We start from the raw sequence: 17158 nt of genomic DNA, 5'->3' as shown, positions 1-17158 counted from the left end.
AACCTTTATGTCAATAACGCCATGTATTCGGCAGCCATTTTTCCGTTAGCCTTAGCCAAACGGACTTTTGGATAGCCGTGTTGTCCATCTCTTCAGATTTGATAAACAACGCTTCCGAACCAGTCATGCCGTGGTGCGTAGCTTCGTCTAAATCCTGCTCCTCGTAGGGTATCCCGCGTTCGATAAACCGAATACGGTTGCTCGCCGACCCTTGCCAGTCTACGACAACAGTTTTTCCAGAAGCTTTGAAGACATCAAGGTCATACTTAATGAGTTCGGTCAAGGTGATGTTAAAGAAGATGCCGATTAAGCTGAACATCATGTTTAGTATACCCGAAGCATAAATCAACCTTTTTAGGATTGTATATTGGTTCTTGAGCAGCAATTCGCCCGCAAGGAGCAATACGGGCGGGATGAACCAAAATTGCGGCACATACCTTGCCCACCAAGATTCCGGCATGATAATGACGGACAGGATAATCAACGCGATGAACCATACCAAATAGTTGAAGATCGCCTGATTCCTTGCTTTGACAAAAAGAATGCAAAACAATCCCAACGATAGCAGTAATATACCGCTGAAGAATGGCCCAAAGCCCCCAAGCCGTGCGTCAACCCGCGCAGCATTTACCACATCAATCTTGTTGAATGTAAAGGGGACTTTCAATGGAATGCCTTTTTCTTCCGACGAAGGGAAGAGGTTATTTGTATGCGCAAAAGTCGATAGCAAGAAACGTTCAAGCCCCGACTTACCATTAAACCCGGCGGGCGTATTTAGATCTTTCATGATGTCTACGCGGGCGCTGCCCATTAAGGGATGCAGCGGATGGTGGTATTTTATCGAATTGGTAACGTATGGATTATACCCCACGACAATTGCGGCAAAACCAGCAATAACAGACACCAGTAATAACTTCTTTAGAGCAGGAAAAGATTTTTTGACAAGCAGCCAAAGTAAAAAACCGCCCAGTGATAGGCACACATATAATATCCCCGTGAATTTGATATTTATCAATAGGATGATGATCAATGACAACAAAAGCAAATGAAAAGTAGTTGCTTTTTTGATGATATAAACACATAATACCGACAGTATCAATAACGAAGATGCCAGTGCGCCGTCTACATAATAGGTGAGCAATTGATTCAGCACGGTTGGGCTGCTTGCCAGCAATCCACTGATCAATATTCCTTTTTTTAACCCGATAGACTCGATTTGAGAAAGGAAAGACAAGGTCAGGAAAAAACTCCCTATCCAAAGCACCATGTTCGTCGCCTTTCCCACTTCGATGTCATGAAACGTGCAATAGATTGCCGCTTGGATGGTTTCCATGCCTTTGGCGTAATGATTTACCCATATCGCCTGGTTGACACTGTCCGGCAAATATTGCCAGTAAGGATTCCAGCCTTGCTTTAGTTGAATGAGCGCTTCCTGGTGATAGGCTTGGCCATCGACGGAAACGTCGTAAAAATAGCTCGAGATAAGGAGGGCCAGTATTAAGGGCAAAAGCAGGAGAAGAACATAAAACAAAACACTGCGGAGTGTAGCTGTTCCAATATAGTTGACAAAAAAACCATAACTTAAACCCAATGAGATTAGGACAGCAAGCGGGAATAACCAACCGTTTATCGTTCCCCCGAGGAAAAAGGTGATTGAAGCACCTAAAAGTGTAATGACCAAGGAGCTAACTAAAAAAAAGCCGATTGAAAAGAAGAATAACGGGAGCTTGGGCATGTACATCATATTGAATTTAGCAGGGTGAAATTTCTGAAGACACAAGTGATTACTTACGCGGAATTAAATTGCGGGCTTTCTGCAAGATATTCGTGAATTTTTTAAGGTATCTCCTGGTTTCGCCAATGGGCTTGTAGGTAGTCCAAGCCGTTTGACGTAAGTATGATAAGAATATCTCCCGATAGTCTTCGCTGAAATTGTACGTTTCGTAGATGGGTTTTCTGCCGGTAAAGTGTATAAGGTAAGGGTTTTTATCTTCAGAATATGCAAAACGGTTCCATAATGGATCAAGCTCCAGCCAATGGTGGCCCAGTATAGCGTTTAAGCCGTATTGATCTTGGAACTGGGCATGCTCTTTATTTTCTGCCAGGCATTTAAGCACCTTATTCGAAATATCGTTTGCCTGCCATTTTTTTATGTCCATAAGCATTAAACCCGCATTGAAATATTTGCTATCCTTCGTGTAGCCGAATTGCTCATAATTGCTTATTCCCCCCCAGCGGCTGACGATTTGTATAAACTGGTCTTGGACCGCTCCCACAATATTTGTTTGCAGATCGGTATACCACAATTTGCTGATGTCTTCGAGCATGATCATGTCTACGTCCAAAAAAATGACCCTTTCGGTTCCGGGCGAAACAAAAAATGGGATGAAAAGCCGAACATAGATATTGAGCGGTGAACTGCTCTTGTCGGTAGGCAACACCGTGCCTTTAGGAATGCAGTCGCGCATTGGTTTCCAGTGAATGGTCGTTGTATCTGCATTAATGGAGGCCGATAGTTTTAGCCGGTTTTTCTTCGAGATATTATCATCAACGATATAAAATTCAAGTTTTTCCGGAGTATGGTGGTTTGCTTCAATGGATTTAATCAAAGCGGCTAACAGCATCGCATAATGATTATCGCATACACAGACAATGGTAATGGTAGCTGATTGATTCATGGGTGTTTTATTAAAGGCTCATTTTCTGAGCGTGATAAGCTGAATATTAAGTTTTATGAATTTGAAACAAAGATAGGCTCTTCTCAATAGCAGGATTGCCGGTGTCTGGCTTTGTTTCCAATCTTTTCTGAAATCGGCGGTACTGGGTTCTACGGTGGTATTCTTTTGTTCAAGCAATGCGTTTAGCTGATCATAAAGCAACGCCCTGCCGTTATGTTTAATGAACGAAAGGGCCATGGACATTTCGGCATTGTCGCCATTGCCGCCTTCCTGGTACCGCCCGAATTTTTCGAGGAAGGAGCTTCTGCGCAGATGGGGGTGATCACCGTAGACATAAAACTTCAATAGGTTGGTATACCAAGGTTGGGGCCTGAATTTTTTCTCCGAGAACCCCATTTTATAGGGCACCAGATAAGGGTAGGGGATGTACGAATAGAACGTAACCAAATCCCACTGCTCCTCATCGTGCATGATTTGAAGCGCATCTTTGAAACTGGCTATAAAAGCCGGTTTTGGAATAAAGTCTTCCTGGATATACAGCGTGTAAGCTGTTTTGACGGCGTCCTGGCCTTTATTGATATTATTTCCCAATCCTTTGTTTGATGCCGTGGTGATGAGCGAGAAATTATATGTTGCCCTCAACTTATTGATGTAGCTGAGGTGATCGCTGCTACTCCCGTCATCTGATACGACGATTTCCTGGAATGAACAGTTTAGTGCAACGAAAGCGCTTAGCAGCCTTTCCAGGGATTGGCTCCGGTTATAATGGGTTATAAGGAGCGTCACCTCATCAAAATGATGAACCAGCATAGCAATATCCTTAGTATGTCTCAATATGTTGTAATCCATTCGTTTTCAATTTCTTTGATATCACCAATGAATACATCAGTATAATTAGCGCCGCGAAAAAAAGATAAGACTGAAGGATGTTAAAGCGGGTATCGGCCAGCTTCTTGGCAATTTCAAGGTATTGTGATGCAATGACAAACGCCAGGGAAAACAACAGCAGTTTCCATTTCTTTTGGCGATAGAAATGACACGCAAATGGTGTCAATAAAATAAAAATTGGCAGCAGAATACCGTAGTGATGTTCCCAAGCAATGGGCGATGCGATGGTTGTACAGAGCATCATGATAGCCAAATCAATCGCATCCGGTTCGCTTTTCTTACGATTCCACAACAACCCTAAAAACGTGAGGATAAGCGTGGAAATCATCGTGGATATATAAACAACTGGCGAATACGGTGGAAATTCGTTTTCCTGAAAGAATACATTTTCGCCGTTGAAGAGCAAACGGTGAACCAATCCATTAACCGATTGGTTTGCATATTGCGCCTCGCCGTGCCTGGATAAAAAGGATAGTGCTGATAAATAATCCAGGTGATTATGAAATCCATACAGCGCAATGGATACCGCAAGCACAGCGACGACCGTGATGCCACCAGCGATGATCATGGTCCATTGCCGGCGAATGAGTGCCCACACGAATAGCAATCCAAGCTGCGGTTTTACAAGGCACACCAACCCGATAAAAAGCCCACTTAAGCCCTTTTTATTCGCCAGCCAAAAATAGATTGACATCGTCGCAAAAAGCGTCAATAGGGTTTGTATTTGCCCAAGTTGGTATGACCGTATCAGCGGGTAAAACAATACGGTAATGGCAAGTACGAGGATATATTGTTGAAAAGCGTTAGCCGTGGAGGATATATTAAGTTCGCTGAACCTATACGTTGCCAGTGTGAGGGATAAAATCTTCGACGCAAAAAACGCTATTAGAAATACGGAAAAAAAGGAAAGGACATCCCATAGACGGGCAATCTCCGTATAATCCAATCCCGTGATCCTTTGCGGTATATCAAACAGCAATAAGCTGCTTGGTGGATATTGGAATTTGATGCCCTTTTCCATCAATAAGGTTTGATAGGCATTGGAATCAGGGAATTGCTTCATGTACATCAATGCATTGGTCATTGCTTTCCAGGAGTCATTTTGATAGGGTTTGCTATAGAACAACCATTTTACTTGACTGAACGCATTGGGTTTGCTATGGATAAGGGTCAATACAAAAGCATACAGGAGATTAAGCGAGATGATAAATAAAAATAGACGTGCAACTTTTCCGGTTTGTTTGAAATCGTGTGTTAAAGAACGCATGATAGTTAGATTAGTTTGCAGCTATTCTACAGCACCCACAGATGGTGTGCCGGCGCGTTTGTGGCCATAAAAATCTTCAGTTACCGGAGCTGGCCTGCCCGCCTGTTTGGCTTTTGAATCGGCAGACAATTTAAATTCCTTTTCATCGACAATGCCCGCTTCCTGGGGCGTATTGAAATACAAATTATGCGAAGCCGTGGGAATGAGATCAGCTTGTTGATTCCAAACATCTTCGGCGTTTACCAGTTCAAAAGCGAGGTTATTGTAGACATCGCAGCTTCCGCCTTGTAAGCTGTATACGTCTACGACAGCGCCAACCCAGTCTTGGCTGGTATTCATTTTGCCGCACGTGTTATTAAAGACCTGGGCATTTGCGTAGGTGGTCTTCCCGGGGTGGATATAATAGTCAAATGATTGCACTTCAAAGGCCGAATATTTGAACGAATTGTAGACGATGTTATTGTAAATCTGGATATCCTTGGGGGTCGATCCTACGGTGTAGCCCCATGCCCTTAATACATTGCCTTGGTGATTCGTGACCATGTTGTTGTGGAATTTTCCATTGCCCATTAGTACAAAAATGCCATTGTGGAGCTTGCTTGATGAATTTACGTCGGTAATCGTATTGTGGTGCACATTGTAATCCTCCAGATTGGACATCCAGACGATCGAACCTACATAAGGCGAATTGCGGTAGTCTACATAAGCAATTTCCAGGTTCTTAATCATCCCCATCACCTTGCCGCCATCTACACCTGCATCGCCATTCAAAAGGACACCGACCCGATCACAGGTTATATGGGAAAACGTCACCTTGTTGGAATACGAGCCTTCCCGCCCATTGTATTCCTCCTCGTGTTCGCAGATGATGGCTTTGCCATCTAACATATCTTTAAATGAAAAGTACGATAACTTGAAATCGTTGAGCACGCCGTATAGCTGGACGGCGGCTTGTCGTGTCTTCCCGAAAATAAATCCCTTGTCTATCGTCGGTACACCATTTCCGGTAACTACGACGTGGCTTAGGTCCATCATGCGCATTGCCTTGTCGCCTCCAGTCATATCGACCAAACCCTCGTTTTCAATGATTATGGGACATCCTTCGCGTCCTTCTAAATTTAGGATGTCTATCATGGCGTAAGTACCCCCCTTAATTTTGATAAGCGTGTCGCACGAGAAGTGCCGTTCTGCACCATCGATGACCAAATGCTCGCCTTCTCCCGTTCCCAATACGATAAATTTCCCGGCTTCTTCTTTATCTGCGGCTAGTTCACTGTCCGAGCGGTGTTCATTTATCGAATCGGATCCAGTGGATTGCTGCTGGATGTCCCCGTCTCCCGTACATGTGGCCAGCGTAGCCAGTATGCTTATTAAAATTGAAGTCATTTTTGAATGATTAATAATAAACTTGATCATGTTTATGCTGACTAAACGAATGAAGCGATGAAAAAACAATGAAAATTAAGACATTACTTTTACAAGGAACAGCTATCAGGAGTTGATGAATTTTTTCAATCAAAATTTTTCATATTTCCACCGCAATAATAGAAATATCTTCGGACACTTAACTGGCGATCAAGGCATTTTGGCCGGAAATAAAGGATTCTGTAGTTATTGTACTACAGCAAGGCATTATCAATCATATCGCTAAGGGAATACGCAAAAAATTGACCTACTTTTGAAGCGTTAGGAAAGGCAATTTTTACGGATATATGCGGACAGCACATCTTATACTTACCCATGCAAATCCCGGGCAAACCGAGCGGCTCATCAAGCGGATGTCACATCCCGATTTTGATTTTTATATCCACTTGGATAAAAAAACGGACATGGCTACTCACCGCCACTTGGGTAGATTGCCTAATGTTTTTTTTGTCAAGAAACGTGAGGATGTAAAATGGGCGGGTTACAGCATCGTAAAAGCCACCTTCAACGGCATCCGTGAAATCTGTGAAAGTAAGACGGATTATAACTTTATCAATTTCCTCAGTGGACAGGATTACGCGTTGAAACCGGCGCCGGTGCTGGCCGATTTTTTTAAAAAAAATTCAGGCAAGGAATTCATGTCCTATCTCGATATTGAAAGCGAATGGCAGGAAGGGCGGCTAAGGTACCAAAAGTACTATTTGGCTGATTATACGTTCAAGGGGCGCTACTTATTGGAACGCATCATTAATAGCCTGACACCTATGCGGAGGCTTCCGTATGGTTTCCATCCTTATGGCGGCTCCATGTTTTGGATGCTTAGTCCAGCAGCCGCTTTATACGTAGCGGATAAGGTGGAGCTGGATCCGAAGCTACGCCGTTTCTTTTTCCTTTCTTGGGCAAGTGACGAGTTTGTATTTCAAACGATATTGATGAATTCGCCTTATCGGGAGCAGCTTGTCAATGACAACCACCGTTACATCGATTGGTCCGGGGGTGGTCCGCATCCTAAATTGCTTCGTGCAGAAGATTTTGACGATATAAAGCGCAGCGGAATGCTGTTTGGCAGAAAATTCGATCTGGCGAAGGATGCCCGTATTTTCGATTTAATAGACGCTGAAGGGTAAAACCAGCGTTAAAAAATATTGACATCGTCCACTTTTCCTTTTTTCACCAACTTAGATAAATATCCCGGGAAATAAATCCGGAGGAACAGTTTTATCCACAATCTTTTGCTTCGTTTCATAAACAAGACCAAGTGGTTATTGAGGTGATCCCGGCTCAGGTAGGTCCGGTGTTTCTGGTGGATATAATCCTGCATTTGTTTGTATTTGCTTCCGGTGAAGCTTCGCACCATGGAGTTGGGGCTGATTCGGTAAGCAAATAATGATTTTTTGAGGTAATAGAATTTTCCCCCTGTAAATGCAATGGACAACCATAAATCCCAATCTTCAAAACCCAACCGATTGAGGTTCATGTCGTAGCCCCCTACTTTCTGCCAAGCTTCACGACGGAATACGGCACTGACATGCATGTAATTCCAAAGCATCAGCCGCTGCAAATTAAATTCACCAATGATCCATGGCCCCGTCTTGGCATTGAAATATTCCCCGTCGCAATAAACTACCGTATATTCCGGTTGGTTTTCCAAGATTTCAATCGCTTCGTAGATGTACTGAATGGACACCTTGTCATCGCTATCCAACGGAAGGATGTATTTGCCGGCAGAGGCGTTTATGCCGTTATTCCTTGCGCTGCACAACCCTTGGTTTTGCTGATGGATGACGCGGTATCCCTGCCGTGCCAGCTCCTGTAAGGTCTCCAGCGTGTGGGTTTCAGTGGAGCCATCATTGATAATGACTATTTCATATTTTTCTTGGTGCCAATAGTCCGGAAAACAATTGATTGCTTCCATCAAATATTGGCCATGGTTGTAGCACGGAATAATAATCGATAGCAGTACATTGCCCATGCAGCAGGTATTGGTATAGTAATTAGACAATTATTTAAGCGTCCAAATATATAATATTTTTGTTTAGTGCCGTTTTCTTTTTAGTTTGTACGCTTTTCTTTTTATATAAATCGTATTGTGTTATTTTTGGAGGCATGGGAGCACCGTCACACGCAATGAAATTGACATCCATCATTACTGTCAACTATAACCAGCCGCAGCTTACTTGCCTTTTTTTACGTTCGATATTGGATCATGACCCTTTGGAGACTATTGAGGTCATTGTCGTAGACAACGGTAGCCGCGAAGACCATGGATTGATGTTCAAAGCGGTATACCCGCAGCTGATTTATATCCGATCCGAGAAGAATCTTGGGTTTGCCGGTGGAAATAATCTTGGAATTGGCCACGCACGGGGGGAGTACCTCTTGTTCCTCAATAATGATACTGAAATCACCCAGAATTTTGTGAGAGCACTGCGCGATGAATTAGATCACCATGCGGAAATCGGTTTGATTTCGCCACTCATCCTATTCTTTGAGGATAAGCATAAAATCCAATATGCGGGTTATACGCCAATGAATTACTTGACGGGACGGAATAAAAGCATCGGGGCATTGGAGGATGACCACGGGCAATACGATGCGATGACCACGGTGACCGGCTATTGCCATGGGGCGGCCATGATGTGCCGTAAGGCGGACTTAGCCAGGGTAGGGCTGATGGCGGAGCATTTTTTCCTGTATTATGAAGAATTGGATTGGTGTGAAAAATTTAAACGTGCGGGATTTAGCATGGGATTCACCGGAAAAGCCAAAATTTACCACAAGGAATCGATGAGTGTGGGCAAAGCAAGCGCTTTAAAGACTTATTTCATGGCCCGTAACCGGTGGTTATTCATCCGGCGCAATGCGCCGTGGCCAGCTACGCTCTTCTTCGCTTGTTATTACCTGCTTATCCCTATGCCTTACCTAATCATCAAGCACCTGGCCCGCGGGAGGTTTGATTTGGCAAAAGCCGTTTTAAGGGGGATGGTATGGAACACCACGCATTCCACCACGAGTGGCGATTTGGGGATTGAACTTCCTGCGAACTAAACTACAAGGTGCCGGTTTTTGCCAGCTCTGCACGAATGGCCTCTTTCAGCCGATCACTGGCACCTACCAGTGGCAGCCTCACCGCAGCACCGCAGATACCCAGCTCTTCGAGGATAGCTTTCACCCCTGCAGGATTCCCTTCGGCAAAACAAAGCTCGGTGATGCGAATCAATTGGTTGTGTATTTTCCGCGCTTCGGCATATTGGTTTTCAAGGCATAGCTTGGCAAGCCTCGCTACCGCGGCGGGGAATGCATTGCCGATCACGGAAATGATCCCGGCTGCGCCCAGCGCTATCATGGGCAATGTCACCGGATCATCGCCCGAAATCAACAAGAAGCCATCAGGCTTGTCGCGCATGATTTTGCTGAATTGATCGAAACTGCCCGAAGCCTCCTTCGTACCCACGATGCGTCCGAATTCGTTGGCCAGCCGTACGGTGGTTTCCGGGCTTATTTGGCTGCCTGTGCGCCCGGGTACATTGTACAAGATGAGTGGTAGGGGAGAAGCGGCCACTATCGCTTTATAGTGCTGGTAAATGCCTTCCTGCGTGGGCTTATTGTAGTAGGGGCTCACGGACAGGATGGCTGTATATCCTTCATGATCGAAGGTTTCCAGCTGACGTGCAACTTCGGCGGTGTTATTGCCGCCTATGCCTGCTACGAGCGGTATACGTCCGGCTGCTTTTGTTGCGGTAAATTTCCATACGGCCTTTCGTTCATCGGCAGTGAGGGTAGCTGCTTCACCGGTAGTGCCCAATGAAACCAGGTAATCCATGCCACCGCTGATTTGGTGCTCAATGAGCTTTTCCAAACCCGGGTAATCAATTGTTCCGTCCGAATGAAATGGGGTAACCAATGCCACCCCAGCGCCGTAAAGCTCGTCCATGTTGTTACGTTTTATAAGCGGCCAAAATTAAGGTAAATAAATGATTTTACGATAATCAATTAATCATGCCAAGCAGCTCTTGCTCAGAAATGATGGGGACTTTTAGTTTTTCGGCCTTGGCAAGCTTCGATGGGCCCATCTTGTCGCCGGCAACCAGGTAATCCAGTTTTCCGGATATGCTGCTCAGCAGCTTGCCACCGTGGCTTTCGATAAGGGCGGTCAGTTCTTCCCTGCTGAAATGCGCAAACACGCCGGAAATAACGAACGTTTTGCCTGATAAGGCATCGCCGAGCCGTTCATGCTCTTTTTCTACGGTAGCCAGTTGCAGCCCATGCTGCTTTAGCCGTTCGATTTGTTCCCTGTGGATTTCCTTGGCAAAATACTCGGTCACGCTTTCGGCGATCCGTTCGCCAATTTCGTAGACCGACTCAATCTCTTCCTTCGAAGCAGCGGCCAGGGCATCAATGGTCTTGAAGTGAGCAGCAAGTTTTTTGGCTATCGTTTCGCCCACATAGCGGATACCGAGGGCAAAGAGCACCTTTTCAAATGGTTTCTCCTTGGATTTCTCAATGCCTGCCAGCATGTTTTCAATGGACTTCTGGCCAAAGCGATCCAGTTGTATGAGGCCTTCTTGCTTTTCATTAAGCGTATAGATATCCGTGATGTTGTGGAGTAGGCCCTGCTTGAAAAAGGTCTCGATGGTCTCATCGCCCATGCCCTCGATGTCCATGGCCTTGCGGCCGATGAAGTGCTGCATGCGTCCCACGATCTGCGGTGGGCAGCCTTCTTCATTCGGACAGTAATGCACCGCCTCTCCCGCTTTGCGTACCAGCGGCGTCCCACATTCCGGGCAGGTAAAAGGATATACGATGGGCTGGGATTCGCGCATCCGTTTCTGGAGGTTTACGGCCACGATTTTGGGGATGATTTCGCCGCCTTTCTCGACGAATACCATATCGCCTTCCCGCAAATCCAGCCGGGCAATCTCATTGGCATTATGCAGGCTTGCCCGTTTTACTGTCGTTCCAGCCAACAATACGGGACTGAGGTTGGCTACTGGCGTTACTGCCCCTGTACGGCCGACCTGGTAGCTTACGGAAAGGAATTTGGTCTCGGCTTGCTCGGCTTTATATTTGTAGGAGATGGCCCAGCGGGGTGATTTGGCAGTGAATCCCAGTTCTTCTTGCTGCCCATAATCGTTTACCTTGATCACGATGCCATCAATATCATAGCTCAGGTCGTAGCGCCCCTGCTCCCATTTGGCAATAAAAGCAAGCACATCATCGATCGATGTGCACAGTGCCATCTGCTCAGAGACATGGAATCCCCATGATTTCACGGCTTGGAGGCTGTCCCAATGGTTGTTGAACAACCGATTGCGGTCGTCGCTGTACAAGAAATAAAGGAAGCAGTCCAGTGGGCGGCGGGCCACCTCTGCGGAGTCTTGCAGCTTGATGGTACCTGCGGCGAAGTTGCGCGGATTGGCATATGCCATCTCCCCGTTTTCGATGCGTTCATTGTTGAGCCGTAGGAATGCCGCCCGGTGCATGAAGATTTCACCCCGGATTTCGAATAGGTCAGGATATCCATTCGGTTTCAGCTTGTTGGGGATGGATTTGATGGTGCGCACATTCGTGGTCACATCGTCGCCCTGTACGCCGTCTCCACGGGTCACGGCACGTTTCAGCACGCCATGCTCATACGTGATACTGATGGATAGGCCGTCGAATTTTAGTTCGCATACATATCCAAAATCATCGCCGATGGCTTTGCGTACCCGATTGTCAAAATCGCGCAGCTCCTGCTCACTATAGGTATTGCTAAGCGAAAGCATGGGCCACCGATGCTGCACGGTGTCAAAGCGCTGTGTAATATCGCCCCCCACTTTTTGGGTAGGCGAGTCGGGATCGAGGAGCTGCGGGAATTGTTGCTCCAAGGCATCCAATTCTTTGAGTTTCTGGTCAAAGTCGTAATCCGAAATCGTCGGATTGGCCAATACGTAATATTGGTAATTGTACTCATTAAGCTCCCGGGTTAGCTCCTCAATCCGGATAGCTGCTTCTGCTGGTGACATGGCAGCGAAAATACAAATTTTATGGTTTTCGGCAATCGGTTATTCCTTCAGCCTGCTCCACACTTCATGCATCGGGTCTCCTGCGGAGCTTTTCCCAGTATGGTGCCATTGGCCGTCAATGATTTGGTCATCAAATGGAAGGGACATGCCCACACGATCACCGCCCCTGGAGAAAAAATCGATGTTTTCCGTGTATTTGCCATTTCCAAAGGTATAGGTGCCGCCACCAGTGCCCGAGAACTGGCCCGTCTTGATGTTGATGGCTACCCACTGGAAGCGTTTCCCCGACAAGATTTTAAGCGTCCGCCGATCTTGAAGCGTCCGCTGGGCGATCTCATCCCCTTGCATGCGTCCGGACATGTACCACACCCCCGCCATGGGCCCTTCATTGCCGTCAATACGTTGCCAGGCAGCATTGGAGCCTGACAAATCGGTGGTCAGGGTGGTGCCCGCTTGGTATGCAAATGTGCTGGACTGACCCAACCACGTATTGATGGGCGTCTCATTGGCAGCCTTTTCCGTGTCATACTGCCAAGTGATCGTGAGTTTGCCGCCCGTAGCTGAATAGGTGCCGCCTCTTGTGGCGACGAATGTTTTGTTTTTGACATCATACGTACTGTGTGATACGTATCCATCTACGAACACAGCCGTTTGCTCAATGTCGCCTTGTTGGGTGTGCCAAGCTCCGGCCAGTGCATCCGCCTGATAAGCTTGGATACGCAGGCTTGTTGCACAAATGGTGAGTAATGAAAGAATCAGATATCTTTTCATGATTTTGTTGTTTGTTGTTTTTGGCTTACAAAGTCCTAAAATAACAAGCTATCGGATAAAAAGTTGTCGTGTAGCTGGTATTTTACAAAAAATTTCTTGGGTTGAGCTGACTGAAATAGGCCTTTCCATGCACATAGAAAGCCCAGATGAAGCTCCCGTGATAGATGCCCTTGGTGCCAAATTTTTGATTGTGCCGCTTTCTTTTCTTTGCGGTTTTAAAAAAATCAAGAAAGAAACGCTGGTGTGACCGGCTGATGGCCCAGGCATCCTTCGGTTTTCCGGCGATGAGGAAATGGGCAAGTGCGATGAAATCTATCCACATGCGCGCAAATATCACCCATACGGCCTGTAGGAAGGGCAAATTCTTTTGCATCATAAACAGGCTATTGCGGAAATTAAGGTACGTTTTCTTTGGGTTGCTGGCAGCCAATGTGCCGCCGCCTACATGGTATACCACGGATTGCGGGCAATACCCGATACGGTAGCCCGCGAGCTTGAGGCGCCAGCACAAGTCTACCTCCTCCATGTGTGCAAAAAAGTCGGCATCAAACCCGCCCGACAATTCCCAGCAGTGGCGTTTGATGAAAAACGCGGCCCCACTAGCCCAGAATACCTCACAAGCGTCATCGTACTGCCCATTGTCCTTTTCGATGACATGCAGCATCCGCCCGCGGCAAAACGGGAAACCATAGTGGTCAATGAACCCGCCCGCCGCACCGGCGTGCTCAAAATGATCACGCTGGTAATAGGAGCGGATCTTGGGCTGGGCAGCAGCCATGTCCGGATGGTTTTCCAATAATTCGATGACCGGAGCTATCCAATTTGGCGTCACCTCCACGTCTGAGTTGAGCAATACATAGTAGTCCGCATCCACCGCTTTCAGCACCTCATTATACCCCCCTGCAAAACCAAGGTTGCTCGTATTTCGGACGATGCGGACTGTGGGGAAATGTGTGGTGACAAATTGAATGGAATCATCCGAGGAAGCATTGTCGCCCACCACAAATTCCACATTCGGATAATTACTGTTATACACAGCGGGGAGGAATTTCTCTAAAAAAAACCTTCCGTTCCAATTCAAGATGACAACGGCTACTCTCGGATACTGCTTCATGGTTTGGGCTTTCTTTTCCATCGCCGATGGGACCACAGCCACCATTCAGGCTTTCGGCGGATGATATCTTCCGTAAATTTATTGTGAATATCCGTAATGCCGTGCCCTGGCACTTCCGCAGGGTTTTCTACCAATGTTGTAAACGTACACGAATAGTAGCCACGTTTGATACGGTCGATGTGGCAAAATACCACCGGAAAGTTAGTCATTTTAGCAATCTTCTCGGCCCCTGTATATACCAGGGTATCTTGGTTGAGGAAGGGGATAAAATAGTCGGAATCCCTGTACATCGGTGTTTGGTCGGCCACAAAGATGCTGATATGCGGTTGCTGCCGATGGGCAATAATCTGGCGCAAGGTTTGTTTCATGGGCACCATGGTGGCACCGAAACGGCTCCTTATCGCATTGTAAATGAAGTTCACCGTCTGGTTATGCAGGGGTTTGTAGATGATAAGCACCGGATTTTTCGTGAGCAAGCTCAATCGATGGATACCCAATTCCCAATTGGCATAATGTGCAGTGACGCCTATCACGCCTTTGCCTGCCTTAAAGTGGCGTTCCACTTCTTCTAATTGATGGATGACTATACGCTTTTCAACCTCGTCAGCCGCGATACTACGCATTTTGATGGCTTCCACGATCAAATCAGGTAGAAAGCGGTAGAATTTTCGGGCAATTTGCTTGTGTTCTTCGTTGGTTTTTTCCGGAAATGCATTCCGTAGATTTTCATACACCACAGCTTTTCGGTAGCCAATAAGGTGATACAGCAAGAGATACAGCAGATCAGAAAGCACATAAAGCGCCCAAAAAGGCAGCAGGGAAATCAGGTAAACAAAGAAAGATACGATGGAAGATTTTCGCATTACGGCCATTCAAGTGCGTAAAGCTGCAAATATCCTTAATTTAAGTTATTTTTACAGCACAAACTTATATTTCTTGTAATACATGGACAATCAGCTCATCTTACCTGCGTTTTACTTACCTCCGGTTTCCTATTTCAGTGTGATCCAGGTTTCGTCGCTGCCGATTTTGCTGGAGCAATACGAGCATTACCCCAAGCAGACTTACCGCACGCGGGCGTCGGTCTACTCGGCCAATGGAAAATTGGATCTGATTGTACCGGTACAACGGGGAAACCATGGCCACACGCAGATGAAAGACGTACGGATCAGCTATGAATCGGATTGGCAGCGGCTGCATTGGATGAGTCTACAGACGGCCTACCGCAGTTCGGCTTATTTCGAATATTATGAAGATGATTTCGCTCCTTTTTACCAGCAGCGGCATGAGTGGCTATTTGATTATAATGAGCTTCAGCTACAACTGTTGCTTCGCCTGCTGAAAATAACGCGGACGGTTGGGCGTACCGAAAGCTACCGCGAAGACTATGTGCCTGCCCTGGATTTCAGGGAAACCATCCATCCTAAGATGGACTATGCAGGGGACGACCCCAAACCCTACTACCAGGTATTCGAAAATAAACATGGTTTTATCCCCGGTCTTAGCATCGTGGATCTCCTGTTTAACCATGGACCCCAAAGCCGGATGTATCTCTGACGCTTGAAAACTTTTTGGGCCAATCCCTGTTTTAGTGTCATTACCTATTAATTAAAGGAAATTATGCTGAAACAATATTTGCTCATTTCGTCCCTCATCGCAGTGATAGATGCGACGGCGCAGTCCAATACGGATACAACACAACGGAAGGTGTTTGTCACCAGCGGCATGGGATGGGGATTCGCGATGGGTGAAACCAAAGATGTTTTGCAGGCAAAATTTTCCAACAGCCTGGGCTTGGACATTTCACTGGCCAACAACCGGTATTTTGTTTACCCATCGCTTGATTTTCTCACGTTTAGGTATGACCAGCAAGTGCCCGATCCGGATTACCCTTATAACCTGGAAAAGGGGAGGAGCAATTTCTATATCCTTAACCTTGCCGGGGGAATGCGGAAGCGATTTGGTAAGCTAAATACACATGCATACGCCGGCCCGGGAGCTGGTGTAGTAATACAACCACGGGCAATGGTTTCTTCCAGTGAAGATAAGGTCACAATTGAAAGCGCTTCGCATATCACGCCTACGTTAAGGGCGGGGGTGGGAGCCGACTACCGAATCGGTGGTTTTTTCCTATTTGTAGAAGCGGGATGGCTGCACAATTTCCGGCAGATACAGCAGCGATCGGTCAATGTGATATCGTTATATGGCGGATTGAAGACGGACGTGACCAAGCTGAAAGACAACGTAGCACGTGTGATAGGGATAGAGTAGGGGCATGCCGCCCCTACGCTGTATCTTTATTTCGCTGAAATACTCAGTTCTACCACCTCCACATCAATGGAGTTGAATAGTTTATGGGAGGATTGCAGCTCGTTTTCAGGCTTTATTTCATCCAAGGTGCGGACATCCACGCCACGTTGTTTCGTGATATCGAGTTTGCCGCCCAGGCAGGGATACTTCACTTCAATGTCACCGCCATTGAACCCCAAAATGGTAGCAAATCCATCCAAGCTGTTGTAGAAGTTGGTCATGGTGACGGGCATGAAATTGTTGTATTGTTTGATTTCATTCAGCGTGGAGCCCACGCGGAGCCCTTCCGCGGTTTGGTATGGCCCAAAGTTATTGGCTATGGTGATCTTCGTGATGGTGGTATAAGGCTCTTGGCTTTCCGCCCAGTATACGGTGATTTCTTCTGCTTCATTGGGGAATACCTTGGTGATGTGTACAGTGCTGCCCCCTTCCTCTACCGTTCCGTTTTCCAGCTTATCGGCGCCGACGGCGCTATCCAGTGCCGCGTAAGAATACGTAAGTTTGACGGGCCCGATGCCTTCGCAGGTGATGGCGTTCGGATCTGCGGCAGGCGTTGTTTCTTCTTGTTGCTGTTGTCCTTGTTGGCAGGCTGACGCCACCAAACCGATCAATGCAATACGGTGCAATTTATTCATCATCGTTTATGTTTTTCAATTTACGCTCGCTAAAATAAAAAAACCTGCCCGGTTTCAAAACC

16 protein-coding genes are annotated in these 17158 nt (G+C 46.5%); 4 read left to right on the top strand and 12 right to left on the bottom strand.

Going from position 1 to position 17158, the window contains the following annotated elements:
- Positions 1–10: 10 nt before the first annotated feature.
- The 5 genes from BMW65_RS05150 to BMW65_RS05130 all read right to left on the bottom strand — a co-directional run bounded on the left by BMW65_RS05150 (position 11) and on the right by BMW65_RS05130 (position 6219).
- Positions 11–1507, bottom strand: coding sequence for a hypothetical protein (locus tag BMW65_RS05150; protein ID WP_177181007.1), 1497 nt, complete (start codon positions 1505–1507; stop codon positions 11–13).
- Positions 1508–1784: 277 nt separating this feature from the next.
- Positions 1785–2678: a glycosyltransferase family 8 protein gene (locus BMW65_RS05145; protein ID WP_090603324.1), complete on the bottom strand. Its 894-nt coding sequence runs from the start codon at positions 2676–2678 to the stop codon at positions 1785–1787.
- Positions 2679–2696: 18 nt separating this feature from the next.
- Positions 2697–3527: a glycosyltransferase family 2 protein gene (locus tag BMW65_RS05140; RefSeq protein WP_245747507.1), complete on the bottom strand. Its 831-nt coding sequence runs from the start codon at positions 3525–3527 to the stop codon at positions 2697–2699.
- A complete protein-coding gene (locus BMW65_RS05135) occupies positions 3499–4833 on the bottom strand; it encodes a glycosyltransferase family 87 protein (RefSeq protein ID WP_090603323.1) in 1335 nt (444 codons plus the stop codon). The genes BMW65_RS05140 and BMW65_RS05135 overlap by 29 nt, the downstream gene beginning before the upstream one ends.
- 21 nt (positions 4834–4854) lie before the next feature.
- Positions 4855–6219 (bottom strand): hypothetical protein, encoded by a 1365-nt coding sequence (locus tag BMW65_RS05130; RefSeq protein WP_143053812.1) that lies wholly within the window; start codon positions 6217–6219, stop codon positions 4855–4857.
- Positions 6220–6545: 326 nt separating this feature from the next.
- On the opposite strand from BMW65_RS05130, the gene BMW65_RS05125 reads away from it, so the two are divergent.
- Positions 6546–7385 (top strand): beta-1,6-N-acetylglucosaminyltransferase, encoded by an 840-nt coding sequence (locus BMW65_RS05125; RefSeq protein WP_090603320.1) that lies wholly within the window; start codon positions 6546–6548, stop codon positions 7383–7385.
- Positions 7386–7393: 8 nt separating this feature from the next.
- On the opposite strand, the gene BMW65_RS05120 is transcribed toward BMW65_RS05125, so the two are convergent.
- Entirely contained in the window at positions 7394–8260 is an 867-nt protein-coding gene (locus tag BMW65_RS05120; protein WP_143053811.1) for a glycosyltransferase family 2 protein, read from the bottom strand.
- A gap of 125 nt (positions 8261–8385) precedes the next feature.
- Here BMW65_RS05120 and BMW65_RS05115 point away from each other — a divergent pair, with 125 nt between their 5' ends.
- The gene (locus BMW65_RS05115; RefSeq protein WP_090603317.1) at positions 8386–9306 is read left to right on the top strand and encodes a glycosyltransferase family 2 protein; all 921 of its coding nucleotides are present in this window, start codon (positions 8386–8388) and stop codon (positions 9304–9306) included.
- A 1-nt stretch (position 9307) separates the two neighbouring features.
- On the opposite strand, the gene dapA is transcribed toward BMW65_RS05115, so the two are convergent.
- From dapA to BMW65_RS05090, 5 genes are all read right to left on the bottom strand, one after another.
- Positions 9308–10192, bottom strand: coding sequence for a 4-hydroxy-tetrahydrodipicolinate synthase (gene dapA / locus BMW65_RS05110; protein ID WP_090603316.1), 885 nt, complete (start codon positions 10190–10192; stop codon positions 9308–9310).
- A gap of 55 nt (positions 10193–10247) precedes the next feature.
- Entirely contained in the window at positions 10248–12266 is a 2019-nt protein-coding gene (gene ligA, locus BMW65_RS05105) for an NAD-dependent DNA ligase LigA (protein WP_090603315.1), read from the bottom strand.
- A gap of 39 nt (positions 12267–12305) precedes the next feature.
- The gene (locus tag BMW65_RS05100) at positions 12306–13037 is read right to left on the bottom strand and encodes a hypothetical protein (RefSeq protein ID WP_090603314.1); all 732 of its coding nucleotides are present in this window, start codon (positions 13035–13037) and stop codon (positions 12306–12308) included.
- Between the two features lie 82 nt (positions 13038–13119).
- On the bottom strand, positions 13120–14172 hold the full coding sequence (locus BMW65_RS05095) for a glycosyltransferase family 2 protein (protein WP_245747505.1): 1053 nt from the start codon (positions 14170–14172) through the stop codon (positions 13120–13122).
- Positions 14148–15014, bottom strand: a complete 867-nt coding sequence (locus tag BMW65_RS05090; protein WP_090604242.1) for a lysophospholipid acyltransferase family protein — start codon at positions 15012–15014, stop codon at positions 14148–14150. The genes BMW65_RS05095 and BMW65_RS05090 overlap by 25 nt, the downstream gene beginning before the upstream one ends.
- A gap of 82 nt (positions 15015–15096) precedes the next feature.
- On the opposite strand from BMW65_RS05090, the gene BMW65_RS05085 reads away from it, so the two are divergent.
- Together BMW65_RS05085 and BMW65_RS05080 are read left to right on the top strand one after the other, a co-directional pair.
- Positions 15097–15708, top strand: coding sequence for a WbqC family protein (locus BMW65_RS05085; protein WP_090603313.1), 612 nt, complete (start codon positions 15097–15099; stop codon positions 15706–15708).
- A gap of 63 nt (positions 15709–15771) precedes the next feature.
- Positions 15772–16422 carry a hypothetical protein gene (locus BMW65_RS05080; protein WP_090603311.1) on the top strand — a complete coding sequence of 217 codons (651 nt, stop codon included), beginning with the start codon at positions 15772–15774 and terminating at the stop codon, positions 16420–16422.
- Positions 16423–16448: 26 nt separating this feature from the next.
- On the opposite strand, the gene BMW65_RS05075 is transcribed toward BMW65_RS05080, so the two are convergent.
- The gene (locus BMW65_RS05075; RefSeq protein ID WP_090603309.1) at positions 16449–17099 is read right to left on the bottom strand and encodes a hypothetical protein; all 651 of its coding nucleotides are present in this window, start codon (positions 17097–17099) and stop codon (positions 16449–16451) included.
- Positions 17100–17158 lie beyond the last annotated feature (59 nt).

This window comes from Parapedobacter koreensis, assembly GCF_900109365.1.
Taxonomy (GTDB): Bacteria; Bacteroidota; Bacteroidia; order Sphingobacteriales; family Sphingobacteriaceae; genus Parapedobacter; species Parapedobacter koreensis.
This window is presented reverse-complemented; position numbering and strand designations above follow the sequence as displayed.